The sequence below is a fragment of the Sphingomonas sp. G-3-2-10 genome, assembly GCF_012927115.1.
Classification (GTDB): domain Bacteria; phylum Pseudomonadota; class Alphaproteobacteria; order Sphingomonadales; family Sphingomonadaceae; genus Sphingomonas.
The window spans coordinates 1000459-1022958 of record NZ_JABBFY010000001.1 but is presented as its reverse complement, the minus strand read 5'-3'; the positions used below and the strand labels follow the sequence as shown (position 1 = coordinate 1022958).

22 protein-coding genes and 2 tRNA genes are annotated in these 22500 nt (G+C 65.8%); 10 read left to right on the top strand and 14 right to left on the bottom strand.

Annotated elements, in window-relative coordinates; genetic code table 11:
• Positions 1–2 precede the first annotated feature (2 nt).
• Together HHL13_RS05180 and HHL13_RS05175 are read right to left on the bottom strand one after the other, a co-directional pair.
• Positions 3–578, bottom strand: a complete 576-nt coding sequence (locus tag HHL13_RS05180) for an alpha/beta hydrolase (protein WP_169554659.1) — start codon at positions 576–578, stop codon at positions 3–5.
• 184 nt (positions 579–762) lie between these two features.
• A tRNA-Arg gene (locus tag HHL13_RS05175) sits at positions 763–839 on the bottom strand.
• Positions 840–954: 115 nt separating this feature from the next.
• Here HHL13_RS05175 and HHL13_RS05170 point away from each other — a divergent pair.
• Positions 955–1446, top strand: coding sequence for a hypothetical protein (locus HHL13_RS05170; RefSeq protein ID WP_169554658.1), 492 nt, complete (start codon positions 955–957; stop codon positions 1444–1446).
• Here the strand turns inward: HHL13_RS05170 and HHL13_RS05165 are convergent.
• The 6 genes from HHL13_RS05165 to HHL13_RS05140 all read right to left on the bottom strand — a co-directional run bounded on the left by HHL13_RS05165 (position 1443) and on the right by HHL13_RS05140 (position 10224).
• Positions 1443–3695, bottom strand: coding sequence for a fused MFS/spermidine synthase (locus HHL13_RS05165; RefSeq protein ID WP_169554657.1), 2253 nt, complete (start codon positions 3693–3695; stop codon positions 1443–1445). The two genes, HHL13_RS05170 and HHL13_RS05165, sit on opposite strands and share 4 nt — an antisense overlap.
• 49 nt (positions 3696–3744) lie before the next feature.
• Positions 3745–4281 carry a GNAT family N-acetyltransferase gene (locus HHL13_RS05160; RefSeq protein WP_169554656.1) on the bottom strand — a complete coding sequence of 179 codons (537 nt, stop codon included), beginning with the start codon at positions 4279–4281 and terminating at the stop codon, positions 3745–3747.
• Positions 4278–4811 (bottom strand): GNAT family N-acetyltransferase, encoded by a 534-nt coding sequence (locus HHL13_RS05155; RefSeq protein ID WP_169554655.1) that lies wholly within the window; start codon positions 4809–4811, stop codon positions 4278–4280. Before HHL13_RS05155 ends, HHL13_RS05160 begins: the two co-directional genes overlap by 4 nt.
• Positions 4808–5794: a porphobilinogen synthase gene (hemB, locus tag HHL13_RS05150; protein WP_169554654.1), complete on the bottom strand. Its 987-nt coding sequence runs from the start codon at positions 5792–5794 to the stop codon at positions 4808–4810. Before hemB ends, HHL13_RS05155 begins: the two co-directional genes overlap by 4 nt.
• 39 nt (positions 5795–5833) lie before the next feature.
• Positions 5834–7282, bottom strand: coding sequence for an MATE family efflux transporter (locus tag HHL13_RS05145; RefSeq protein WP_240953625.1), 1449 nt, complete (start codon positions 7280–7282; stop codon positions 5834–5836).
• A 137-nt stretch (positions 7283–7419) separates the two neighbouring features.
• A complete protein-coding gene (locus HHL13_RS05140) occupies positions 7420–10224 on the bottom strand; it encodes a valine--tRNA ligase (protein WP_169554653.1) in 2805 nt (934 codons plus the stop codon).
• 89 nt (positions 10225–10313) lie between these two features.
• On the opposite strand from HHL13_RS05140, the gene HHL13_RS05135 reads away from it, so the two are divergent.
• Positions 10314–10733, top strand: coding sequence for an MAPEG family protein (locus tag HHL13_RS05135; RefSeq protein ID WP_206376992.1), 420 nt, complete (start codon positions 10314–10316; stop codon positions 10731–10733).
• A gap of 55 nt (positions 10734–10788) precedes the next feature.
• Here HHL13_RS05135 and HHL13_RS05130 read toward each other — a convergent pair whose 3' ends face one another.
• From HHL13_RS05130 to HHL13_RS05115, 4 genes are all read right to left on the bottom strand, one after another.
• Positions 10789–12879 carry a S9 family peptidase gene (locus HHL13_RS05130; protein WP_169554651.1) on the bottom strand — a complete coding sequence of 697 codons (2091 nt, stop codon included), beginning with the start codon at positions 12877–12879 and terminating at the stop codon, positions 10789–10791.
• A 68-nt stretch (positions 12880–12947) separates the two neighbouring features.
• Complete coding sequence (locus tag HHL13_RS05125; protein WP_346775479.1) at positions 12948–13307, bottom strand: DUF2497 domain-containing protein; 360 nt, start codon at positions 13305–13307, stop codon at positions 12948–12950.
• Positions 13308–13505: 198 nt separating this feature from the next.
• Positions 13506–15041 carry a TolC family outer membrane protein gene (locus HHL13_RS05120; protein WP_169554650.1) on the bottom strand — a complete coding sequence of 512 codons (1536 nt, stop codon included), beginning with the start codon at positions 15039–15041 and terminating at the stop codon, positions 13506–13508.
• 20 nt (positions 15042–15061) lie between these two features.
• Positions 15062–15724 carry a protein-L-isoaspartate O-methyltransferase gene (locus HHL13_RS05115; RefSeq protein WP_240953624.1) on the bottom strand — a complete coding sequence of 221 codons (663 nt, stop codon included), beginning with the start codon at positions 15722–15724 and terminating at the stop codon, positions 15062–15064.
• A 233-nt stretch (positions 15725–15957) separates the two neighbouring features.
• On the opposite strand from HHL13_RS05115, the gene HHL13_RS05110 reads away from it, so the two are divergent.
• A tRNA-Cys gene (locus HHL13_RS05110) sits at positions 15958–16031 on the top strand.
• 142 nt (positions 16032–16173) lie between these two features.
• On the opposite strand, the gene HHL13_RS05105 is transcribed toward HHL13_RS05110, so the two are convergent.
• On the bottom strand, positions 16174–16701 hold the full coding sequence (locus HHL13_RS05105) for a hypothetical protein (protein WP_169554649.1): 528 nt from the start codon (positions 16699–16701) through the stop codon (positions 16174–16176).
• Between the two features lie 228 nt (positions 16702–16929).
• Between HHL13_RS05105 and HHL13_RS05100 the strand changes: the two genes are divergently transcribed.
• The 7 genes from HHL13_RS05100 (at position 16930) to HHL13_RS05070 (ending at position 21915) form a co-directional block, all read left to right on the top strand.
• Positions 16930–17151, top strand: a complete 222-nt coding sequence (locus tag HHL13_RS05100) for a hypothetical protein (protein ID WP_169553742.1) — start codon at positions 16930–16932, stop codon at positions 17149–17151.
• A gap of 91 nt (positions 17152–17242) precedes the next feature.
• Positions 17243–18673 (top strand): cysteine--tRNA ligase, encoded by a 1431-nt coding sequence (gene cysS / locus HHL13_RS05095; protein ID WP_169554648.1) that lies wholly within the window; start codon positions 17243–17245, stop codon positions 18671–18673.
• Positions 18674–18736: 63 nt separating this feature from the next.
• Positions 18737–19492 (top strand): hypothetical protein, encoded by a 756-nt coding sequence (locus HHL13_RS05090; RefSeq protein WP_169554647.1) that lies wholly within the window; start codon positions 18737–18739, stop codon positions 19490–19492.
• 60 nt (positions 19493–19552) lie between these two features.
• Entirely contained in the window at positions 19553–20488 is a 936-nt protein-coding gene (locus tag HHL13_RS05085; RefSeq protein WP_169554646.1) for an NAD(P)-dependent oxidoreductase, read from the top strand.
• Positions 20489–20501: 13 nt separating this feature from the next.
• Complete coding sequence (locus HHL13_RS05080) at positions 20502–21086, top strand: hypothetical protein (protein WP_169554645.1); 585 nt, start codon at positions 20502–20504, stop codon at positions 21084–21086.
• Between the two features lie 41 nt (positions 21087–21127).
• Positions 21128–21466, top strand: a complete 339-nt coding sequence (locus HHL13_RS05075) for a metalloregulator ArsR/SmtB family transcription factor (RefSeq protein WP_169554644.1) — start codon at positions 21128–21130, stop codon at positions 21464–21466.
• A complete protein-coding gene (locus tag HHL13_RS05070; RefSeq protein WP_169554643.1) occupies positions 21463–21915 on the top strand; it encodes an SRPBCC family protein in 453 nt (150 codons plus the stop codon). Before HHL13_RS05075 ends, HHL13_RS05070 begins: the two co-directional genes overlap by 4 nt.
• Here HHL13_RS05070 and HHL13_RS05065 read toward each other — a convergent pair whose 3' ends face one another.
• On the bottom strand, positions 21916–22488 hold the full coding sequence (locus HHL13_RS05065; RefSeq protein WP_169554642.1) for a TetR/AcrR family transcriptional regulator: 573 nt from the start codon (positions 22486–22488) through the stop codon (positions 21916–21918).
• Positions 22489–22500: the final 12 nt, after the last annotated feature.

The window sequence follows — 22500 nt, the reverse complement described above, 5'->3', positions numbered from 1 at the left end:
ACTCAGTCGACCGGAAAGCAGTTGGCGATGCGCATGTCGCGCTCGACTACGCGCGCAGTGAGCTTCAGCACCAGGTTCTGCGCCTGCTGCCATGCGCTCTCCTCGCTCTCGCGGCCCTGCTCGACGAAGCGGCTGCCCCAGCCTTCGGCAAGCGCGAGAACGCGCTGGTCAAGCGGCCGGCTTTCGGTTCCGACGATTGCCGATGGGAATGGCAGCACGATCCGCGGCGACGCGAACCGGTCGTCCGTATCGTTGGCGGCCTTTGACGGGGCGAACAGCAATGCCCCGGCAACCCGCGACACATAGGGTGTCGGCGAAAGCCGCGCCCACCATGCGGCGGCGTGGCAGGTCTCGCCACTGGCGATGAGCAGCACCGGCTTGTCGGCGCGCATCACCGCTTCGTCCATCCGCACGGCCCAGCGGTTCCGCTGCGCCGGCGTTTCAGCTTCATAGTCGACATGGTCGTCGCCGAAGCGGGGCCAGTTGAGCAGCGATTTCCATGACGCGGAGCGGGAATCGCGGCCCGCAGTCGTTATGACCGAAAAAAGATCACCGGCGGGTAGAGCAAGGGACGTCATCTCGCATCTCCATCACAACCGGAGACGAGGCTATTCCTACCGTGATGCTATGCAATGGCGTTGCGCCAAGGGGCCGCGCGGCTGCGACGAATGATCGTAAAGATGCGCCAGCGCGCAACAATCGAAAAGCCATTTCCTCACATCGCCGGTCCGAAACCGGTTCGAATTTGGCGATGTGAGGAAATGGCGCACCCGGAACGATTCGAACGTCCGACCCTCAGATTCGTAGTCTGATGCTCTATCCAGCTGAGCTACGGGTGCTTGGGAGTGGCGCTCTTAGAAGCCACTCCGATTCGGCGCAAGCCCTTTCGCCAGCTTTTCTCGCTTTTGTTCAAGCGAGTTGCGCCACCCCCTCGCGAGGCATAGATCAAACGCCATGCGAGCCCTTGCTTTTCCCCTCGTGGCGCTGGCCGTCACCGGCTGCGTCGATGTCGACAGCAAATATCCGTCGCTGCTGCCACGCCCCATCGAATCACAGAGCACGGCGGAGCCGGTGCGTCCGGTGCCAGTCGCAACGCCCGATCCCGCGCTCGATTCGCGTATCGCGGCGCTCGTCGGATCGCTCGACAAGGCGCAGCGGGACTTCACCGTCGCGTCGCAGGACGCCGAAGCGAAGATCGCCGTGGCGCGCGGACTTCCGGAAGGGTCCGACCCGTGGCTTGACGCGCAATCGGCGCTGACCGCGCTGGGCGCGGCGCGAGGCACGACGTCGGAGGCGCTGGTCGATCTCGAGCGGTTGGCGATGGACCGCGCGCAGGAAGGCAAGCCACCCTACCCCGCGCTCGACGCCGCCATCGCCCGCGCCACGGCGCTCAACGACGATCAGGCCGCCCGCGTCCGGCTGCTCGAAGGTGCGCTGAAGCCTTAATCGTCGTCCCACGGCATCTTCGCCGGGCGCAGCACGGGCACGATCGACGCATAATCGTCGGTCCAGCCCGGCACGCCGAATTCGGGCACCAGCACCGTCCACCCGCCGCCACGTGCGACCAGCCTGTCGAGCGTCTTGGGATCGCGCGACAAGGCGATCCAGTCTGACGCGCCGGCTTCGTCCACCGTCTCTTCCATCGGGGTCGGGTTGTAATAGAGCCGCTCGGCATACCAGCCGCCGCGCCGCGCCGCTTCGGCCACGATCGGATCGAGCGCGAGATAGCGGTTCGAGATATGGACCATCAGCAGCCCGTTGGGCGCCAGCACCCGGCCATAGGTGGCATAGGCTTCGGCGGTCATCAGATGCATCGGCACCGCGTCGGACGAGAAGGCGTCGAGTGCGAGCAGATCGAGGCTGTTCGCTCGCTGCTCCGCCAGCCGCAGCCGGGCGTCGCCGATCACGATCCGCGGATTGGGCAGGCACTGGCTGAGGAAGCTGAACTTGCCCGAATCGCGGGCGATGCCGACCACCGCCGGATCGATCTCGTAGAAACGCCAGTCCTGCCCCGGCTGCGCATAGCAGGCGAGCGTGCCGGTCCCGAGACCCACCACGCCGATCCGCGCGCGCGGCCCGAACAGTTCCGGCGCGGCGGCCATCGCCAGCCCGACGCCCGAATTCCTGGCATAATAGGTCGTTGGCGTGCGCGAACGCTCGCCGGTCAGCTGGACGCCGTGCAACGTCGTGCCATGCGCCAGACGAACCTCGGTGGGCGTTTCGGTGATGGTATAGACCCCGAAATAGCTCCGCGTCCGCGCCCCGGCCGCCGAAGTCTGCAGCGCCTGATATCCGCCGAATAATATGATCGCCCCGGCAAGCGCCACAGTGAAGGCGAGCTTTCGCCCGATCGAAAGCAGCCCCACGATCGCCACGCCGACGAATGCCACCTGAACTGCCATCGATCCCAGCGAGAACAGGTCGCGCAGGCCGACGACCATCAGCACCGACACGATCAGCGCCACCGCGAGCGTCTTGATGCGCAGCACCTGCGAATCGCCGGTCCACAGCCGGCCGATGAGCGGGATCAGGAACACCTGCGGCACCAGCGCACCCGCGGCGATGATCAACAGCGGATATTCATAGGTCCAGTCGAACACGATCGGCGCGATCAGCGCCGAGAACACGCCGCCCAGCACGCCGCCGACCGACATCGCCAGATAGAAGCCGGTCAACCGGTCCGGCGCGGGCCGCAGCGCGTACATCCGCGAGTGACACGCGACCGAGACGATGAAGAGCAAGGCCACGCCGATAAAGGCGTTGAGATAGGCATATTCGTGGTTGCCCGAGATCAGCGTCGCGCCGAACAGCAACAGGCACAAAGGCGCGAACTTGGCGATCAGATCGGCCAGAAGCCGGCTGTCGGAAAATGCAACCGAGAAGCTGAGCAGATAGAGGCCCAGCGGCACCACCCACAGCATCGGCACCGCGACGATGTCGGTGGTCAGGAAGGTGGTGGTCGCCAGCATCAGGCCCGAAGGAACCAGCGCCAGCAGGATCCAGTGCGCCACCAGCCGCCATCCCGGCGCTTCGCTGGTGTGGGTTACATGGGGCACGTCCGCGGCCTTGCGTGGCAGCAGCAGCGCACATCCGGCGACCAGCAGGAACACCAGTGCGTAGCCCCCGGTCCACAGCCAGCGCTGGCTGGTGATCGCCATATTGGGCTCGACCAGGATCGGATAGGCGATCAGACCGCCAAAACTGCCGATGTTCGATGCGGCATAGAGCGCATAGGGATCGCGTCCCCCGCTCGACACGCTGTACCAGCGCTGGAGCAGCGGCGCCTGAGCGGCGATCGCGAAGAACAGCGGCCCGATCGACGCGACCAGCAGCCAGGGCACCCAGATGGTGGGTTCGGCATCGGCGGGCAGGTTCATGCCGATCAGGCCGATGGGCAGCCACAAGGCCGCGATCGCCAGCACGGCCAGGTGGATCGTCGCTTGCCGCCGCACCGGCACCCGGCCGAGCCAGTGCGCATAGGCATATCCGCCCAGCAGCAGCGCCTGATAGACCAGCATCGCCGAGTTCCACACGGCAGGCGCCCCGCCCAGCTTGGGCAGCGCCATCCGGGCCACCATCGGCTGAACGAGGAACAGCAGGAAGGATCCGGCGAGGATCGCGAGAACGAATAGCTTGTGCGTGAGGCTGGGCGCCTTGCCCTGCGGCACCGCCGCTTCGTTCGCCTGATCCGTCATGAATATTTCTCCCCGGATACCGGCTTAGGGTGCGATGGTTTCCCTGCGATTAACCGCGTTTCGCCGGTCTGGCGATGCGATAGGTGATGTGCGGGATCAGATGCCCGATCGCCTTGGGATGATCGAAATCGTCTTCCGGCGCGCGCACCATGCCCAGCCGCTCCATCAGGCCCCAACTGTTGCTGTTGCCGGGCGTGGTGATCGCGGCCACCTGATCGGCGTCGAGATGGGTCCATACCCAGTCGAGGCTCGCCTGCGCCGCTTCGCGGGCATAGCCCTTGCCCCAATGATCGTGCGCCAGCCGCCAGCCGATTTCGACCTCGCCGGCGATCGGCGTATCCTCCGCGCCGGGCTTTACCCCGCAAAAACCCAGGAACGCGCCATCCTCGCGCCGTTCGATCGCCCAGAAGGTATAGCCATGCGCCTCGCGAATGCCTTCGATCCGGGTGATTACCGCCGCTGCCTCGTCCCGGCTCATCAGCGGACCCAGCGTCGCCATGACGCGCGGATCCTGACTCATCGCCGCGAAGGGATCGAGATCGCTGTCTTTCCAGCCGCGCAGGATCAGGCGTTCGGTCTCGATCATGCCGCGGGTCTCTCGATTGCAAAGGTCACTGTGGGGCGAAGCCGATGCCCCTCGGGAAATGTCGCGCTGTCATAATCGCCGTCCGCCAGCCGCTGCATCCCCAGCCGCGACATCAGGCCCTGGCTCTTCAGATTGAGTGCGGCGGTGATCGCATAGATGCGGTCGGCATCGATCCGGGGCCATGCATCGTCGAGGATCGCGGCCATCGCCTCGCCGGCATAGCCATGACGCCACCACGGCTTGTCGACGATCCATCCCGCCTCGACCCGATCGGCGATCGGAGAGTGTTTTTCGCCGCGCTTCAGGCCGCAAAAGCCGACCACGGCGCCATCCTCGCGCCGCTCGACGGTGAGGAACCCCAGCCCTTCGTGACGGAACCCGTCATGCTTGGTCAGGACCGCTTCCGCCGCGGCTTCGTCCAGCCCCGGAAACAGATCGGCCATCACCTCCTGATCGGTGAACATGCCGACCAGCGCGCCACGGTCGCGCGGCTCCGGCAGGCGCAGGACCAGGCGTTCGGTGACGATCATCCGTTCAGCAATCGTGCCGCGACCGGAGCATGATAGGTCAGTACGCCCGAGGTTCCGGCGCGCTTGAACGCCATCAGTGTTTCGAGCACCAGCGCGTCGCGTTCGCCAGCACCTGCCGCGACTGCGGCTTCGATCATCGCATATTCGCCGCTTACTTGATACGCGAATACAGGAACCTGAAACTCGCTCTTCACACGCAATATGATGTCGAGATACGGCAGGCCGGGCTTCACCATCACGCTGTCCGCGCCTTCGGCCAGATCAAGGCCGACTTCGCGCAGCGCTTCCTCGGCATTGGCCGGGTCCATCTGATAGGTCTTCTTGTCGCCCTTCAGCAGCCCGCGTGACCCCACCGCGTCGCGGAACGGACCGTAGAAAGCCGACGCATATTTGGCGGCATAGGCCATGATCTGGACATTGGCGTAGCCGCCGCTCTCCAGTGCGTCGCGGATCATGCCGACGCGGCCGTCCATCATGTCGCTGGGCGCGACAATGTCCGCGCCTGCTTCGGCCTGAACCACCGCCTGATCGACCAGCACCTTGGCGGTATCGTCGTTCAGCACATAGCCGGCGGCATCGACCAGCCCGTCATGGCCGTGGCTGGTATAGGGATCGAGCGCGACGTCGGTCAGCACGCCGATATCGGGCACCGCATCCTTGATGGCGCGGATCGCGCGGCACATCAGATTGTCGGGGTTGAACGCTTCGCGGCCATCGTCGCTGCGCAGTTCGTGCGGGGTGTTGGGGAACAGCGCGACGCACGGGATGCCGAGCGCTGCGGCTTCCTTCGCACGCTCGACGATGCCCTTCACCGACCAGCGCGACACGCCGGGCAGCGTCGCGATAGGCTCTTCCGCATCGCCCGACGTGACGAACAGCGGCCAGATCAGATCGGCGGGCGTCAGCACGGTCTCGGCGTGCATCCGGCGGCTCCAGGCCGAGGCTCGGGTGCGGCGAAGGCGAAGCGCGGGGTATTGGCTCATGGCCGGGCTTCTGCGCCAGCCCGTGGCGTGGTGCAAGGGTCAGCCTGCCGGTTGTATCCGTCCCGCCGGCTCGCCGCTGGCCAGCGCCTGTTCCTCCACCTCTTCCTGCTCGGGTGCGACTACCAACCGCGTCGCGCGCCACCCGCCCCAGCGGTAATAGGCGGCCGCCAGCCCCATCGCGGTCGCCGATCCCAGCACGAAGCTCCACCACAGCGAATCCGCGTGCAGCAGGGGCTCGGCGAACAGCGCGAAGCCGAAGCGCACGGGGTACAGTGCGACGATCAGCGCGATCAGCGGCGCCCAGACCGCTCCGTTGGCGCGGACGACCGAGAACATCACCATCGTGGTGCCGAACAGGATGAAGCTCCAGCTGACGATCAGCTGGATATGCCGCGCGATCGGCAGCGCCGGGCTGTCGCCGCCGAGGAACAGCGCCATCACCGGACGGTCGAACAGGATGACCAGCACCACCATCGCCCCGGTGATCACGACATTGTAGAGGATGCCCGATCGCGTGATCTGGGCGATACGGTCCCAGCGCCCTGCCCCGATATTCTGCGCGGCCATCGCACTCACCGCCGCACCGATCGCCATCGCGGGCATCTGGATATAGGTCCACAATTGCTGCGAGACGCCGTAGGCGGCGGCAGTGTCCACACCGCGGCGGTTGACCAGCCCGACCATTGCGAGGCCCGCCAACGTCATCACCACCATCTGCGCGCCCATCGGCAGGCCCTTGGCGACGATCGTCTTCATCAGCGCGCGAGCCGGCAGCAGCCAGCGCAGTTCATGGCCGCGCAGCCGGATCGGCAAGTCGCGCCAGTAGATGACGATCAGCAGGCCGATGGCGGAGACATGGTTGGCGATCAGCGTCGCGGTCGCGGACCCCGCGATGCCCATCTGCGGAAACGGCCCGATCCCGGCGATCAGCAGCGGGTTGAGCCCCACATCGATCACCGCGCCCAGCCCCATGAACCACAATGGCGTCATGGCGTCGCCCACGCCGCGCAGGCCCATCATCAGCAGCACCAGCAACATGCCGGCAGGCAGGCCGAGGAAGATCACGCGGAGATAGTCCAGCGCCATGTCCATCACTTCGGGCGGGGTGGCGAGCAAGCGGAGGATGTCGGGCGCGAAGATCCAGCCGACCACCGACGCGACCACCGCGCCACCCATCACCAGCCCGGTCGCCGAACCCAGCGCCCGCCGCGCGCCTTCGACGTCGCCGCGTCCCATGCTCTGGCCGACAAGGATGGTCGCCGCCATGCCGAAGCCGAACACGGCCGAGAACATGAGGAACATGACCATGTTCGCGTTCGAGGTCGCCGCCAGCGCGCCTTCACCAAGGAAACGCCCGACCCAGATCGCGTTGATCGAGCCGTTCAGCGACTGGAGGATGTTCGATCCGAGCGTGGGCAGCGCGAACAGCAGCAGGGTGCGGCCGACATCGCCCTGTGTCAGGTCGCGCCGTTGCGGTGATTGCGCCAAGCTCTGTCCCCTCTACCGCCCCATGACGGCGGATACGGAACGGCGCACGCTTCGCCTAGCCTGTAGTGCGAAGCGCGCCGTACGGTATCGCCGGGGTGAAGAACGCGTTCAGACCGGGCCGGTTGCGCGGCGGGGGATTACCCCAGCCGCGCCAGCGCCGCGCTCAGCCGCTCCGCCTCGGCAGCCTTTTCGGCATGGTCCGCGCGTGCCTTCTCCACCGCTTCGGGCTTGGCGCGTTCGACGAAGCTCGGGTTGTTGAGCCGGCCAGCGAGACCGTCGCGTTCCTTCTCCGCCGCCCCGATCGCCTTTTTCAGACGCTCGCGCTCGGCCTCGAGATCGACCACGCCCGCGATCGGCAGGACGAAGGTCGCTTCGTCCACCACGATCTGGAGCGCGCCGCCTTCGGGCGCATCGCCGCTCGCCTGATCGACACGGGCGAGACGCGCCAGCGCCGCTTCCTGCCGCGACAGCCGTTCGGCGGTGGCGCCCGAAGCATCGCGGACATGCACCGGCAGACGCGCGCCCGGCGGCACGTTCAGTTCGGTCCGCGCGGTGCGGATTTCGCTGACCAGACGGATCAGCCAGTCGACTTCCTTCGCCGCTTCGGGATCGAGCGCGCGGGCATCGGCCATCGGCCACTTCGCCACGATCAGCTCATGCTCGCGCGGGCCCATCTTGGACCACAGTTCCTCGGTGATGAACGGCATGAACGGGTGGAGCATCACCAGGATCTGGTCGAGCACCCATCCCGCCACCGCGCGCGTCTCGTCGGCGCCCTCGGCGCCTTCGGTCTGCAACACCGGCTTGATAAGCTCGAGATACCAGTCGCAGAAGCGGCTCCAGGTGAACTGGTAGATCGTGTTCGCGGCTTCGTCGAAGCGCAGATCGGCCAGCGCCAGATCGAGCGCCTGCACCGTGTTCACCGTCTCGGCGATGATCCAGCGATTGACCGCCAGCGTCGCTTCCGGCGCTTCCAGCGTTGCGCTCGCGCCGATCCCGTTGGACTGGGCAAAGCGCGCCGCGTTCCACAGCTTCGTCGCGAAGTTGCGGTATCCCTCGATCCGCTTCTCATCCATCTTGATGTCGCGGCCCTGACTTTCCATCGCCGCCATGAAGAAGCGCAGCGCATCGGCGCCGTAATTGTCGATCAGCCCCAGCGGATTGACGACATTGCCCTTCGACTTGGACATCTTCGCGCCATCTGCCGCGCGGACAAGACCGTGGAGATACAAGGTCTTGAACGGCACTTCCTTCAGAAAATGCAAACCCTGCATCATCATCCGCGCATCCCAGAAGAACAGGATGTCGAAGCCCGAGATCAGCACGTCGTTGGGATAGCGGTTCTTCCACTCGCCCGCATCCGGCCAGCCCATCGTCGCGAAGGGCCAAAGCGCGGAGGAGAACCAGGTGTCGAGGACGTCGGGGTCTTGGCGAAGCACAACGGTGTCGCGATCGATCGGTTTCGAACCAGCGTCCTCGGCTTTGCCAATCCAACCAGAAATCTCATTTCCGGCTCGCACATTCTCCGTGTCGAGGAAAATCACCTTCGGCGAAGGCACCTCACCGCTCCGGAAATGCTCCGCAGCTTGCTGAGCGGCCTCATCTTCAGTCTCCGCGACGAAAATCTTGCCATCGTCGGCGAACCAAGCCGGAATCCGATGCCCCCACCACAACTGGCGGCTCACACACCACGGCTGGATGTTCTCCATCCAGTTGAAGTACGTCTTCTCCCAGCTCTTCGGCACCACCTTGGTCGCCCCCGAGCGGACCGCTTCGATCGCCGGCTTCGCGAGCGTCGCGGCATCGACATACCATTGGTCGGTCAGCCACGGCTCGATCACCACGCCCGAACGATCGCCGAACGGCGTCGCGATGGTGCGCGGCTCGGCGTCGTGTTCGTTGCCGTCCTTGTCGATATGCGGGATCAGCCAGCCCTCGGCCTTCAGCCGCTCGACCACCGCCTTGCGTGCCGCGAACCGCTCCATGCCGATCAGATCGTCGGGGATCAGCCCATCGCTCGTCTGGGTGATGTTTGCCTTCGCATCGAGCATATTGAGCATCTCGCCGGCCTTGAAGCCCGCGCGCTTGCCCACTTCGAAATCGTTGAAGTCATGCCCCGGCGTGATCTTCACCGCGCCCGAACCCAGCTCGGGATCGGCATGTTCGTCGGTGACGATCGGGATCAGGCGTCCGGTGATCGGCAGCTTCACCTGCTTGCCGACCAGCGCGGTGTAGCGCTCGTCGGTCGGATGCACCGCCACCGCCATATCTGCCAGCATCGTCTCGGGCCGCGTCGTCGCGACTTCGATCGAACCCGATCCATCCGCGAGCGGATAGCGGATTCGCCAGAACCCGCCCTTCACATCGGTCGTCTCGACTTCGAGATCGGAGATCGCGGTGCCAAGGCCCGGATCCCAGTTCACCAGGCGCTTGTCGCGGTACAGCAGACCCTGCTTGTACAGTTCGACGAACACCTTGAGCACGGCTTTCGAAAAGCCCTCGTCCATGGTGAAACGCTCGTTGGCCCAGTCCATCGAGCAGCCGAGGCGGCGGAGCTGGCCGGTGATCTCGCCGCCGCTCTCTTCCTTCCATTCCCACACCTTCGCGACGAACTCGTCGCGGGTGAAGTCGGTGCGCTTCTGCTGCCTGGCGTTCAGCTGGCGCTCGACCACCATCTGCGTCGCGATGCCGGCATGGTCGGTGCCGACCACCCAGCGCGCGTCCTTGCCCTTCAGCCGGGCGTGGCGGACGAGGATGTCCTGAAGCGTGTTGTCGAGCGCATGGCCGATATGCAGGCTGCCCGTCACGTTGGGCGGCGGGTTCACCAGCGTCCACGGATCGGCGCCGGGGCGCTCGGGCGCGAACAGGCCCTTATCTTCCCAATGGGCGTACCAGCGGGATTCGATTTCGGCGGGGTCGAAGGTCTTGGGAAGCTCGGTCATGGCGGGGCTTTAGCGGTGAGCCGCCCTCCGGGTCGATGAAAAAGTCATTGGGTGGTACAAAGGCGTGAAACAGAGGGAGGAATGCGATGCTGCGTATCGAATATGCCGTGCTGGCCTGGGGCTGCGTACTGGCTCTGATCCATATCTTCGGCACCGCTCAGGTGCGGACACGGCAATATGGCGCGAAGTGGAACATGGGTGCGCGGGACGAGGCCCTGCCCCCGGCCTGGCCCGTCGTCGGCAGGCTGGAGCGCGCGCAGTCGAATTTCTTCGAGACGTTCCCGCTGGTGATCGCGGCCGTCGCCCTGCTCGGCATCACGCAGCTCTATTCGATGTACACCGCGATCGGCGCGCTGCTGTGGCTAGGCGGGCGCGTGCTGTACCTGCCGATCTATGCGGCGGGCATCCCGGTGATCCGGACGCTGGTGTTCCTCGCCAGCCTGACCGGCATCGTCATGATGCTGTGGCCGGTGCTGAGCGCCGGGATCGGGACATTCGGGGCGCTTTGAACAAGTCCCTTTCCGTCACCCCGGATTCGGAGTGACGGAAAACGGATAAGGCAGGTTACTGCCCCGTCGCGGTCACGACGAAGCCGTCGCGGCCGCCGGTATGGTTGTTCAACCAACCGATGACTTCGCCGTACCACTGCATCGAGTTCTTCGGCTTCAGCACCCAGTGATTCTCGTCGGGGAACACCACCAGCCGCGAAGCGATGCCCTTGCGCTGGAGCGCGGTGAAGCTCGCCAGACCCTGGGTATAGGGGATGCGGAAGTCCTTCTCGCCGGTGATCACCAGCATCGGGGTCTTCCATTTGTCGACATGGTTGACCGGGTTCCACTTCTCATACTCGGCCGGGTCCTCATGGTAGGGCTTGCCGCCATGCTCCCACTCGTCGAACCAGAGTTCCTCGGTCTCGTACGCCATCGCACGCGCGTCGAAAACGCCGTCATGCTGGACGAGGCACTTGAACCGGTCGGGCCACTGGCCGGCGATCCAGTTAATCATATAGCCGCCATAGGATGCGCCGAGCGCACACGCCTTGTCGCCGTCTAGCCATGTGAACTTGGTCGTAGCAGCCGCAAGACCCTTTTGCAGATCTTCCAGCGGCCAGCCGCCCCAATTCTTGTTGATCGCGTCGGTGAAACCCTGCCCGTATCCGGTCGAGCCGTGGAAATCGACGGTCACGACCGCATAACCCGCGCCCGCGAACACGGCCGGGTTCCAGCGATAGGACCAGCTGTTGTTCATGCTGCCTTGCGGCCCGCCGTGCACGATGAACGCCACCGGTGCCTTCTTGCCCTCCGCCAGCGACGCGGGCTTCACCGCATAGCCCCACACCGTGTCGCCATTGGCGCCGGTGAAGTTGAAGCGGGCGACGCTGGGCATTGCGATGCCTTCCAGCTTCGCCGCGTTGACACTGGTCAGCCGCACCGGGGTCTTGCCGGTCAGGCTGTAGAAATCGTCGGGCGACAACAGGCTGTTCATCGAGAAGATGACGCCCTTCTTCGTCGGGATCACCGCCGAGACCACGCCTTCCTGCGTCAGCCGCGTGACCTTGCCGGTCTTCACGTCGACGGTGAAGATCGGTTCTTCCTGCGTATCCTGCGCCGTGACGTAGATCTTCTTGCCGTCCGGCGCCCATGCGATCGACGCGACCGAGCGATCCCAGCCTTCGGTCAGCGCGCGGACATTGCCGGTGGCCAGATCGCGCAGCATCAGCACCTGACGGTCGGCTTCGTAGCCGGGGTGCTTCATCGCGAAATAGGCGAGCCACTTGCCGTCTGGCGACACGGTCGGAAGGTTGTCGGTCCCGTCATTGTCGGCGGTCAGGTTGATCGGCGCGGCCGAGCCGTCCGAAGGGACCGAGAAGATGTCGAGGTTGGTCGACAGCGGTTCGGTCGTCCCCGCCTCGCGCAGCGCGAAGAACACGGTCTTGCCATCGGGCGACCATGCCGTCTCCTCGCCGCCGCCGAACGGCTTGGACGGGGTATCGCCGTCCAGCGTGCGGCTCAGCGGGATCGACGCCGCATTGTCCTTGCCCAGCGGCAGGACGAACAGCTGCGATCGGTCGCCATTCGACCAGGTGTCCCAGTGGCGCACGAACATCTTGTCATAGACGCGTGCCGAACCGGCGTTCGCGTCCTTCTTGACCTGCGCCGGCTCGATCGTCGGCGCGCCGGGCTTGCGATCGGCCCACACCAGCACGCGAGTGCCGTCGGGCGAGAGCTTGAAGCCCGAGAAGCCGCCCGCGGGCACCGATTGCACCGTCTGTGCGCCGCCAGTCACCGGGATCGAGATGATCTGGTCCGCGCCGCCCTTGTCCGACTGGAAATAGACGATGTTGCCGGGGCCGAACTGCGGGCCGGTTTCGTTGACGGTGGCTTCGGCCACCAGCGGCTCGGGCACCGCGCCCTTGGTCGACAGATCGAGGCGCCACAGATCGTATCGGCCGCGATTGTTGGGCAGGTCGGTCTCTCGCTGCTGCCACACCAGCCATCGCCCGTCGGGCGACACGACAGGCGCGCCGACTCGGGAGAGCTTGGCCACGTCTTCGATGGTGAGGTCGCGACCCGCCGGCTTTGCGGTCTGGTCTTGGGCCGCGGCAGGCGCGGCGACGGAGGCGAGCGCAACGCCCGCGAGCAGGAAGTGCTTCATGGAGCGGGTTTTAAGCAGATGGTGACGGCGGATACAATCGCGCCGTCAGCCAAAATGCGCTGGGAATTTTACCGCCCGGTGATCCGCGAAATCTCGCGCGCGACCATCGTTTCGACGACCTGCGGGAGATTTTCGTCGAGCCACTCGCGCAGCATCGGCTTGAGCAGCTCCCGAACCAGCCCTTCGAGCGTGTCCGAACCGGCGACCTCGGGCTTCACCACCATCCGCGACAGCGCCTCGAGCGGGCCACGGGTGGCCTCGACCGCGTGCTCCGACAGGATCGGATCGGCGGCGCGCGGCGCAGGAGCGGCGGCTTCGGGACGAAGAGTCTCGGGACGAGGTGGCACGTCGGGGGCTCCAATGGGCAACGGCGCGGGCGTCGGCGCGTCGGCAGCTTCCTCAGCCGCCAACTCGCTCAGCTCGAGCACTTCTTCCCCCCCGATGGGATCAGCGCGCGGCGTCGTTCTGGCCGGGCCCGGACGACGCGAACGCGTCCCCGTCGCAGCATCGCCCTCTTCGGCGATGATGCGTTTGATAGAGGAGAGAATCTCCTCCATCGAAGGCTCGGAACTGATATCCCCCATATCCACCAGCACCTTCTATCCGAAAGACGGCAGCGCGCTCAATCAAGGATTAGTACGGGTACTGTCAACTGGTCTGGTTAACAAAGGATCCGTTCCCGGCGTAACTTCAGGATTTTGCACGGGAGTTTGATTGGTCCGCGTACCCTTTACGGTCTCCGGAGGGCCGTCCGACCAGTCCGACCAGCCACGGCGAACCTGATTATAGTTGGTCAGCGGGTCGTACAGCGGGCCGCCATCGAGCCCCAGATCCTCGGCTTCGGCCTTGCCCATCACTGCCAGCAGGGTGAACCCGGCGACATAGGCGTCGCGCTCCGCAGTCACGTAAGTCACCTGCGAATTGAGGAATTCCTGCTCGGCGTTGAGGATGTCGAGGATCGTGCGCGTGCCGACGCTGTTCTCGGCGCGGACGCCTTCGAGGCTCAGCCGGTTGGCGTCGACCGCGACCTTGGACGATTCGATCACGCGCAGCGAAGACTGGTACAGCGCGAAGGACGAGCGGGCCTGGGCGATCACGCCACGTTCGGTGAAGGTCACCGTCTCCAGCGCCGCCTCGCGCCGCGCCTTGGCCTGACGCACCTGCGCGGCCGGACGTCCGCCCTGGAACAGCGGGAGCGACAGGTTCACGCCCGCGCTGGTCGAGAAGCCGTCGTCGTTGAAGCCAGCAGCGGTAGAACGCGCCGTGCCCGATCCGAGATAGTTATAATAGTTGCCGCCGACGCCGACGCTCACGCGCGGCAGACGGCCGGACTGCGCGACATTGACGTCGTAGCGCGTCGCTTCGCCCGATTTCACGGCAGCGTCGAGATTGGGATTATTGGCCAGCGCGATGTCGGTGGCGCCTTCGACGGTCGAAGGCAGGCCCGGCAGCTGCGGCGGCGGCGCCAGCACGCCCGGAGGCGCGCCGACCACACGGATGAAATTCTCGCGGCTGCCGATCAGGCGCGCTTCCGCACCACGGAGCTGCGCCTGCGCCAGCGCATAGCGCGCTTCGGACTGGGCAACGTCGGTACGGGTCAGGTCGCCCACCTCGAACCGGTCGCGCGTGGCCTGGAGGTTGACCTCAAGCACCCTCACATTCTGCTGGTTCAGCCGGACGATCGCTTCGTCGCGGATCACGTCGACATAGACGGTCACGACCTGGGTGAAGATATCCGCCTCGGCTGCGCGGAGCAGCGAGCGGCCGGCTTCGACGCGAGTCTCGGCGGCGCGCACCGAATTGCGCACCGAACCGCCGGCATAGACCGGCACCGACAGATCGACGCCCAGCGTGCCGCGGCGGCCAGGGCTCAGCCCCTGATCGGTGTTGTGCAGGCTCTGGTCGACGCCTGCGTTCGACGTAACACCGGGAAGACCCGAGGAACGCGCGATCGGCACGCCTTCGTCGGTGGCGCGCAGGTTGGCGCGCTCGCCGGCCAGATCGGGATTGCTGTTGTAAGCGAGGACAAGGGCATCACGCAGCGTCATGGTCGGCTGCGCCGCCGCCGGGGCTGCGCCCGGTGCAGTCTGGGTCGTCTGCGCCGCCGCCGGCATCGCCAGCGCCGCCAGGCTCGCGCCCAGGAACAGGGTGGAAAGTCGCATGAGCCTCATCTTCTGGTCTTTCAAAACTGAAATGTCCGCGGCTTGGCAAAGCCGGGCAGCACCGCGCATTCGATATCGGCGAACTCGTTCAGGCCGAAGCCGCCACCGGTCTTGCGGCCGGTCGCCAGCCGCGTGATGCCGCGATCCTCGATTCCGGTCGCAATGCGCCCGCCATCCTTGAGCTGGGCGATCAGCGCGTCGGGGATATGCCCGACGGCGCCGTCGATCAGGATCACGTCATAGGGACCGGCCTTGGCCCAGCCCTGCGCCAGCGGCCCTTCGACCAGCGTGACGTTACCGGCGTCCGGCAGCGCCGCGCGGGCGATCGCCAGCAGGCTCGAATCTTCTTCCAGCGCGACGACCGAAGCGGCCATCTCCGCCAGCACCGCCGCGGAATAGCCGCCGGCCGCGCCAATCAGCAGCACATGGTCGGTCGAACGGATCTGCGCTTCGGTCAGCAGCCGGCCAGTGGCCAGCGGCGAATTCTGGCGGCGTCCGCCGTTCAGCGGCAGCAGCGTGTCGCGATAGGCGATCCCGCGATGCTCTTCCGGCACGAACTGCTCGCGCGGCAAGCGTGCCATCGCTTCCACCACCCGGACATCACTGACCGAGTTGGTGCGCAGCTGGCTGGCTACCATTGCATGGCGCATCGAATGCGCGGCATCGACCGTCGGGGTCATCATCACTCCGCTTATCTCGCACAGCCGTGTTATCTGCGCAATACACTTGTTGGGTTCGGCGCTATGTATCGTGGCGCGGGGCCTACGCCAAGCGACCTTCTGTGTGCCGCTCTACGGAAACATCCGCGCGCTTTGTGTGCGGCTCTGCGGAAACATCCGCCCACCCGTACGCAATTTTCGCATCGCCGATGTTGACATGGAAGGGGCAGCCTGCGCAAAGCCGCCGCTCGCTCCGAGGCCCGATGGCGGAGTGGTGACGCAGAGGACTGCAAATCCTTGCACCCGGGTTCGATTCCCGGTCGGGCCTCCATTTCCGACAGAGCAAGAAAAAGGCGCCCGCGAGTTACCGCGGACGCCCTTTTCCCTGCGTGACGCCTTATTCCTGCTCAGCGGCAACGGCCGCCGGTAATTCGTTGCGGCTCAACGCCAAGAGCCGCCGCTGGTGATTCGCCTCAGCGGCGATACCCACCGCGATAGCCGTCCCGATAGTCTTCGCGGCAATTGCTACGGTCGATCTCGCTGCCGATCAGTGCGCCGGCGCCTGCGCCCAAGATCGTGCCGGTGCCGCTACGGCGGTTGTAATACCCCCCGCGCCCGGCCTCGCCGCCGATCACTGCGCCCAGCAGGCCGCCGACGATCGCGCCGGTCGTGCCCGAGCAGCGCTCGTTATTGCGATAGTAGCGGCGGCGATCGCCACGATAACCGTTCAGGCTGCCCTGCCCGTCGCCACGATAATAGTCGCCCGGACGATAGCGGCCATTGTCCCGATAGCCTTCGCGATACTCGACGCGCACTTCGGTGCGGCTGCGCTCATAGCCGCCATCGTCATAATAGCCGTCCTGGCCCTGATCGTCATAATATTCCTCTTCGCCCGGCGCCGGACCCGAATAGGTGTAGGGCTGTGCCGAAGCGGAGGTGGCAGTCAGCGCACCGGAAAGGGCAGCCGTCGCGATCGCGGCGGAAAGCAGAAGCTTCTTCATGGTCGGTCTCCCCCGGGCGGCGTATTCGCCCGTTGCACATGCTTTGGATGAACGACGGTGCCCCGAGGCTGAACGGAGCTGTTATCCGCCGTTCAGCTTATCACGTCGGCGCGATGAAAATCGTGATGATTTTGCAACTCATCGATGATAAATAACGGTTCGTCGCTGTCATGGCGGAACAAATGACGATTCTCGCCCGTTGGCTGCGGACTATTACGGAGGTGTATCATGTACGATTTCGGCATCCGTCAGTCGCACACCGGCTATCGCATCGGCTATCGCGCCAATGAGGCAAACCACTGCCCGGGCTGCGGACAGTCGCACTGGATCGTCGGCCGCCTTACCGCCGAATGCGCCCATTGCGCGACTGCGCTGCCGCTGATCGCGGGCAGCAGCAGCGGAATCGGTGTGCTCCGTCCGCGCGGCCCGGCCAGGCTCGCCGCCGCGTAAAGGCCTTCGCCAACCCCTTCGCTCCCGCTTCCGTGGGCGAAGGGGCGCGCTTCCTTTGAAATCGCGCACGCACGCGGTATGGCCCGCCGCCATGAACGCCGCGCCTCTCACGCTTTACAATTCGATCACCCGCAGTCTCGAGCGGTTCGAACCGCTCGACGCCGCCAAGGGCGTGCGCGTCTATTCCTGCGGACCCACCGTCTATTCCGACCCGCACCTCGGCAATCTGCGCGCCTATGTCTTCACCGACACGCTCAGCCGCGTGCTGAGCTGGAAGGGCAACAGGCTCACCCATGTCATCAACATCACCGATGTCGGCCATCTGACGTCCGATGCCGATGCCGGCGAAGACAAGATGGAGGCGGCCGCGCGCAAGCAGGGGCTGAACGCGTGGGACATTTCGCGCCATTTCGCCGACGTGTTCCGCCGCAACCTGGCCGATCTGAACATCCGCAAGCCAACGCAAATGCCGCTGGCAACCGATTACGTGATCAAGATGATCGCCTTTGCCCAGGCTATCGCGCCGGATCATTGCTACGAAATCGAGTCGGGCCTGTATTTCGATAGCCGCTCGGTCCCCGATTATGGCCGCCTCGCCGGTTCGCAGGACGATATCGGCGAAGGGCGGATCGATCCCGTCGAAGGCAAACGCCACCCGCAGGACTTCGCGATCTGGCGCAAGACCCCCGCGGGCGAGACGCGCCAGATGGAATGGGACTCGCCCTGGGGTCGCGGCGCGCCGGGCTGGCACCTCGAATGTTCGGTGATGAGCAGCGAGCTGCTCGGCCTGCCCTTCGACATCCACACCGGCGGGATCGACCATCGCCAGATCCATCACGTCAACGAGATCGCGCAGAACCAGGCGCATTGCGGCTGCGCGGACTCGGGCGCGAAGTTCTGGATGCACAACAACTTCCTGGTGGACCGCGACGGCAAGATGTCGAAGTCCAAGGGCGGCATCGCCACGCTCGACGCGCTGGTCGGGCGCGGCGTGCATCCCCTCGCCTATCGCCTGATGTGCCTGAGCGCGCATTATCGCAGCGAACTGGAGTTCAGCCCCGACAATCTCGCGGCGGCGCTGACCCGTCTGAAGCGGCTCGTCATGGCCGTCCGCGCGCTCCCGCTGTCGCCCGCTACAGACGCTTCGGGCGACGACGATTATCTCGTCCAGCTCGATGCCGCGGTCAGCGACGACCTCAACACGCCCAAGGCGCTTCCGGTGCTCGAGGCGATGGTGGCCGACAAGAAGCTGACCACGGGTCGCAAGCTCGCCCTGCTCGTCCATTTCGACGATGTGCTGGGGCTGGACCTGCTCAACCTGACCCGCGACGCGCTGCGCGTCCGTCCGGCCGATGCCACGCTGACACCCGAAGCGATCGAAGCCCGGCTCGCCGAGCGCAAGCAGGCGCGCGCGGACAAGGATTTCGCGCGTTCCGATGCGGTCCGCGACGAGCTGATCGCGTCGGGCGTCGAGGTGATGGACGGCGATCCGCTGGGCTGGGACTGGAAACTGAATCTCTGATCGGCGGAGAAACACCAGACACTTGCGCATTTCATCCTTCGATCCCCTGATCGGAGACCCTTGATGATACGCCTGCCCCTGATCGCCCTTGCCCCGGCACTGGCGCTTGCCGCCTGCAATGGTGCCGACAAGACCACCGACAATGCGCTCGTCGATGTCGGCAACGCCGCCGATGTCGACGACTCGGCGTTCAACGACACGCTGGTCGAGGATGCCGACGACAGCGACACGGCCGCCGTCACCGTGGCCGCCGTGCCGAAGCCCGTCGCCGGAGCCACCGCCGGCGAAAGCGCACCGCTGGTGGAGGCCAGCGACATCGAGGACGAGATCCGTGCCGGCACCGGGGTCGATCGCATTCGCTATGGTGATGGCTGGGCGTGGCGCCGGGATGGCCGCATCGTCCGCACTGCCGATCGCGACGGCAGGAACGTGGCCTATTTCCGTCGTGGCGAGGATCGTCCCTTTTTCGTCCAGCGCGGCGAGCGTTCCTATGCCTATCAGGGCGACAAGCCGGTGAGGGAATTCGGCCGCGACGGCAGGGCCCGTACCCCCGACACCGATCGCGTCCGCGAAGCCGAGGAAGCTTCGCGTGAAGCCGGCGAGCATCGCCGCCGCGCCGACGAGGCGGGGGATCGCTCCGCGGACCGCGACCGCGACCGCGACGATCGCAGACCGCGCCGCCCCGAAGCGACGCCCTCGCCAGCCGCAACGCCTTCTATTCCGGCCGCGCGTGGTCCGGGGCGGAACCCCGACTGGAAGGGCGATCCCTCGCCTTCCCCCCAGACCCGCGAACGCCCGCGTCGGGATCGCGACGACTGACGCCATTCTCAGCAACCGGGGAGGATTGCGCGCGCGGACCATCGCGCTAACCTCGCGCTCATGAAAGCCGTCCTCCCCGCGCTCGCCCGTCCGCTGGTCGAGCCGCATCTTCCGCCCGGCATCGAAGCAAGCTGGTTCATGACTCGCGAGGAAGCCGTAGCGCTGGCGCCATCGGCCGAGATCGGCTGGCTCGACATGAACAAGCCTGCCGACTGGGCCGCCGCCGTCGCGGCGGGCGGAAACCTGAAATGGCTTTCGACCATCTATGCCGGCCTCGACGCGCTCGACACCGGGTTGCTGCGCGAGCGTGGCACCCGCGTCACCAACGGCAGCGGGGTCAATGCTCATACGGTCGCCGAATATGCGGTGATGGGCGCGCTGGTCGCCGCCAAACGCTATGACGAAGTGGTCCGTGCGGCCGACCGGCAGGAATGGCCGATGGACGCGCCGGGCAAGCAGGAGCTGTTCGAAAGCAACGCCCTGATTATCGGCTATGGCACGATCGGCAAGCTGATCGGCGAGCGGCTGAAGGCGTTCGGCACGAAGGTGACCGCGGTCACCCGTTCGGGCAGCGACGGCAGCCTCACGCCCGATCAATGGCGCGAGCGGATCGGCGACTATGACTGGATATTCCTCGCCGCCCCCTCGACCAGCGAGAGCCGGGCGATGATCGGCGCGGACGAGCTGGCGGCGATGAAGCCCAGCGCGTGGATCGTGAATGTCGGTCGCGGCGAACTGATCGATCAGGATGCGCTGATCGAGGCACTGACCAAACGCCGGATCGGCGGCGCGTTCCTCGACACGGTCACGCCCGAACCGCTGCCGCCCGAACATCCGCTGTGGCGCACGCCCAACGCGATCCATTCGATGCATTTGTCCGGCCGCAGCCAGACCCGCATGTTCCTGCGCGCCGCCGCGCTGTTCGTCGAGAATCTCAAGGCTTATGCCGAGGGCCGGCCGATGAAGAACGAAGTCGATCTCGACGCGGGATATTGAAGGGGAGCCGCCAATGCGCCTGATGATCGCGGCCGGAGCCTTGCTGGCCCTCGCGAGCCCTGCCCTCGCCCAGCGCGTCGATACCCGCCGGATCGATATCCGCGAGATGGGCACGAACACGATCTGCAGCTTCAACGCCTTTCGCGATCTCACGCTGATCGACGCCAGCAAGAGCGGCAAGGCGAGCGTCGGACGCTGGAAAGGCGCCAGCGACGCTTCGGCATCGCCGCCCGCCTATCTGGAGGCAGTGTTCACCGCCTCGAAAGACCGCTGGTTCGACGCGCCCTTTATCGGCGTCGCCTTCTCGATCGAAGCCGATGCCGCGCTGTCCACATCATCGGTATCCGGCGCCCGCGCGGTGATCGACGGGGATGCGCCGGTCGATCTGCTCTACCACGCCAGCGGCGATAAGCTGAGCTTCCCGGTTCCCGGCGATCCTTCCGGTTTCGCCCGCCGCCTGATCCGCGCCAAAACGCTCCGCCTCGATATCCTCGGCAGGGACGGCAATGTCGCCGCCACCCGGACATGGAGCATCCGGCGGTTCGGCGAGGCCGTGGAAGTCGTCTCGATCGTCGGCTGGAAGTGCGACACGCCCTGACCGGCGCTTGCGGTCAGGTCAGCCTTTTGATACCTAGCCATATGGCTAACCAACAACCGATCGAGACGCTGTTCGCCGCGCTCGCCGATCCCACCCGCCGCGCGGTGGTCGAGCGGCTGGGCCAGGGCTCGGCCAGCGTCAGCGATCTCGCCAGCCATTTCCCGATGGCGCTGCCCAGCTTCCTCAAGCACCTCAAGCTGCTCGAATCGAGCGGTCTGGTGGAAACCGCCAAGCAGGGCCGTATCCGCACCTGTACGCTCCAGCCGCTGGCGCTCGATCGCGTCGAAAGCTGGATCATCGAACGCCGCCGCGAAACCGAGGGGCGGTACAGCCGCCTCGCCACCTATCTCGACGATCTGGACAGGGAGATTTCCGAATGACCGCCGTGCACGACAAGTTCGTCCTCGAACGCGTCTATCGCCAGTCTCCGGCCAAGGTCTTCGCCGCCTTCGCCACCGAGGAAGCGAAACGGCGCTGGTTCGCCCCGCCGGGCGACGAATGGGACCTGATCAGCCGCGGCTTCGAATTCGGCGTGGGCGCCAGCGAACATATCGAAGCGAAGTGGAAGACCGGCCGCGTGTCGCGTTTCGACTGCGATTATCACGACATCGTGCCCGATAAGCGGATCGTCTATGCCTATCGCATGAAGATCGACGGCAAGCCGATCTCGGTCAATCTCGCCACGGTCGAACTGCATCCAGAAGGCGCCGGCACCCGGCTGGTCCATACCGAGACGGGCGTCTATCTCGACGGCTACGAAGATAATGGCAGCCGCGAGCATGGCATCGGCATCCAACTCGACATGCTCGGCGAGACGCTGCCCGACTGATTACATCCCGCCGACCACCGCATCGATCTCCGCATCGCTCAGCACGATCTGGCCGTCGAGGATCAGCAGCGCGAGGCCGTGGACCAGCGCCCATGCCTTCAGCGCCACACGGCGCGCGGCTTCGTCATCGGGCGACACTTGCTGTGCATTCTGACGGAGCAGGCGGAACGCGTCATTGTCGCGCCCGTCCCAATCATCCTGCCCCCAGCAGGGTGGCGCGCTGTCCGGTCCCGCCGAAAAGGCCAGCCGGAACAGCGCGGGATTGGCGATGGCGAAGCGCACATAGGCAGCGCCGGTCGCGGCGAACCCCTTCTTGCCGCCCCCTGCCGCGTCGGATGCCGCATATTGCGCCGCGCCAAGGAGCCGCAGCCCTTCGGCCGCCAGCGCCGTCAGGAACGCGCTCTTGTCCGGAAAATGGCGATACACCGCGGTCGCACTGACCCCCACCGTGCGCGCGACTTCGCGCAGGCCCAGTTCGTCCGCCGATCGCTCGGCCAGCAGGCCCAGCCCCGCATCGATCAACGCCGCGCGCAGGTCGCCATGATGATATTTCTTCGCTTCGTCGCCAGCCATGTTGACACTGTT

What these genes read in the sequence shown, in the direction of transcription:
- HHL13_RS05180 (WP_169554659.1), bottom strand. Translation starts at nt 578, where the DNA reads ATGACGTCCCTTGCTCTACCCGCCGGTGATCTTTTTTCGGTCATAACG.
- HHL13_RS05170 (WP_169554658.1), top strand. Translation starts at nt 955, where the DNA reads ATGCGAGCCCTTGCTTTTCCCCTCGTGGCGCTGGCCGTCACCGGCTGC.
- HHL13_RS05165 (WP_169554657.1), bottom strand. Translation starts at nt 3,695, where the DNA reads ATGACGGATCAGGCGAACGAAGCGGCGGTGCCGCAGGGCAAGGCGCCC.
- HHL13_RS05160 (WP_169554656.1), bottom strand. Translation starts at nt 4,281, where the DNA reads ATGATCGAGACCGAACGCCTGATCCTGCGCGGCTGGAAAGACAGCGAT.
- HHL13_RS05155 (WP_169554655.1), bottom strand. Translation starts at nt 4,811, where the DNA reads ATGATCGTCACCGAACGCCTGGTCCTGCGCCTGCCGGAGCCGCGCGAC.
- hemB (WP_169554654.1), bottom strand. Translation starts at nt 5,794, where the DNA reads ATGAGCCAATACCCCGCGCTTCGCCTTCGCCGCACCCGAGCCTCGGCC.
- HHL13_RS05140 (WP_169554653.1), bottom strand. Translation starts at nt 10,224, where the DNA reads ATGACCGAGCTTCCCAAGACCTTCGACCCCGCCGAAATCGAATCCCGC.
- HHL13_RS05130 (WP_169554651.1), bottom strand. Translation starts at nt 12,879, where the DNA reads ATGAAGCACTTCCTGCTCGCGGGCGTTGCGCTCGCCTCCGTCGCCGCG.
- HHL13_RS05120 (WP_169554650.1), bottom strand. Translation starts at nt 15,041, where the DNA reads ATGCGACTTTCCACCCTGTTCCTGGGCGCGAGCCTGGCGGCGCTGGCG.
- HHL13_RS05115 (WP_240953624.1), bottom strand. Translation starts at nt 15,724, where the DNA reads ATGATGACCCCGACGGTCGATGCCGCGCATTCGATGCGCCATGCAATG.
- HHL13_RS05105 (WP_169554649.1), bottom strand. Translation starts at nt 16,701, where the DNA reads ATGAAGAAGCTTCTGCTTTCCGCCGCGATCGCGACGGCTGCCCTTTCC.
- HHL13_RS05100 (WP_169553742.1), top strand. Translation starts at nt 16,930, where the DNA reads ATGTACGATTTCGGCATCCGTCAGTCGCACACCGGCTATCGCATCGGC.
- cysS (WP_169554648.1), top strand. Translation starts at nt 17,243, where the DNA reads ATGAACGCCGCGCCTCTCACGCTTTACAATTCGATCACCCGCAGTCTC.
- HHL13_RS05090 (WP_169554647.1), top strand. Translation starts at nt 18,737, where the DNA reads ATGATACGCCTGCCCCTGATCGCCCTTGCCCCGGCACTGGCGCTTGCC.
- HHL13_RS05085 (WP_169554646.1), top strand. Translation starts at nt 19,553, where the DNA reads ATGAAAGCCGTCCTCCCCGCGCTCGCCCGTCCGCTGGTCGAGCCGCAT.
- HHL13_RS05080 (WP_169554645.1), top strand. Translation starts at nt 20,502, where the DNA reads ATGCGCCTGATGATCGCGGCCGGAGCCTTGCTGGCCCTCGCGAGCCCT.
- HHL13_RS05075 (WP_169554644.1), top strand. Translation starts at nt 21,128, where the DNA reads ATGGCTAACCAACAACCGATCGAGACGCTGTTCGCCGCGCTCGCCGAT.
- HHL13_RS05070 (WP_169554643.1), top strand. Translation starts at nt 21,463, where the DNA reads ATGACCGCCGTGCACGACAAGTTCGTCCTCGAACGCGTCTATCGCCAG.
- HHL13_RS05065 (WP_169554642.1), bottom strand. Translation starts at nt 22,488, where the DNA reads ATGGCTGGCGACGAAGCGAAGAAATATCATCATGGCGACCTGCGCGCG.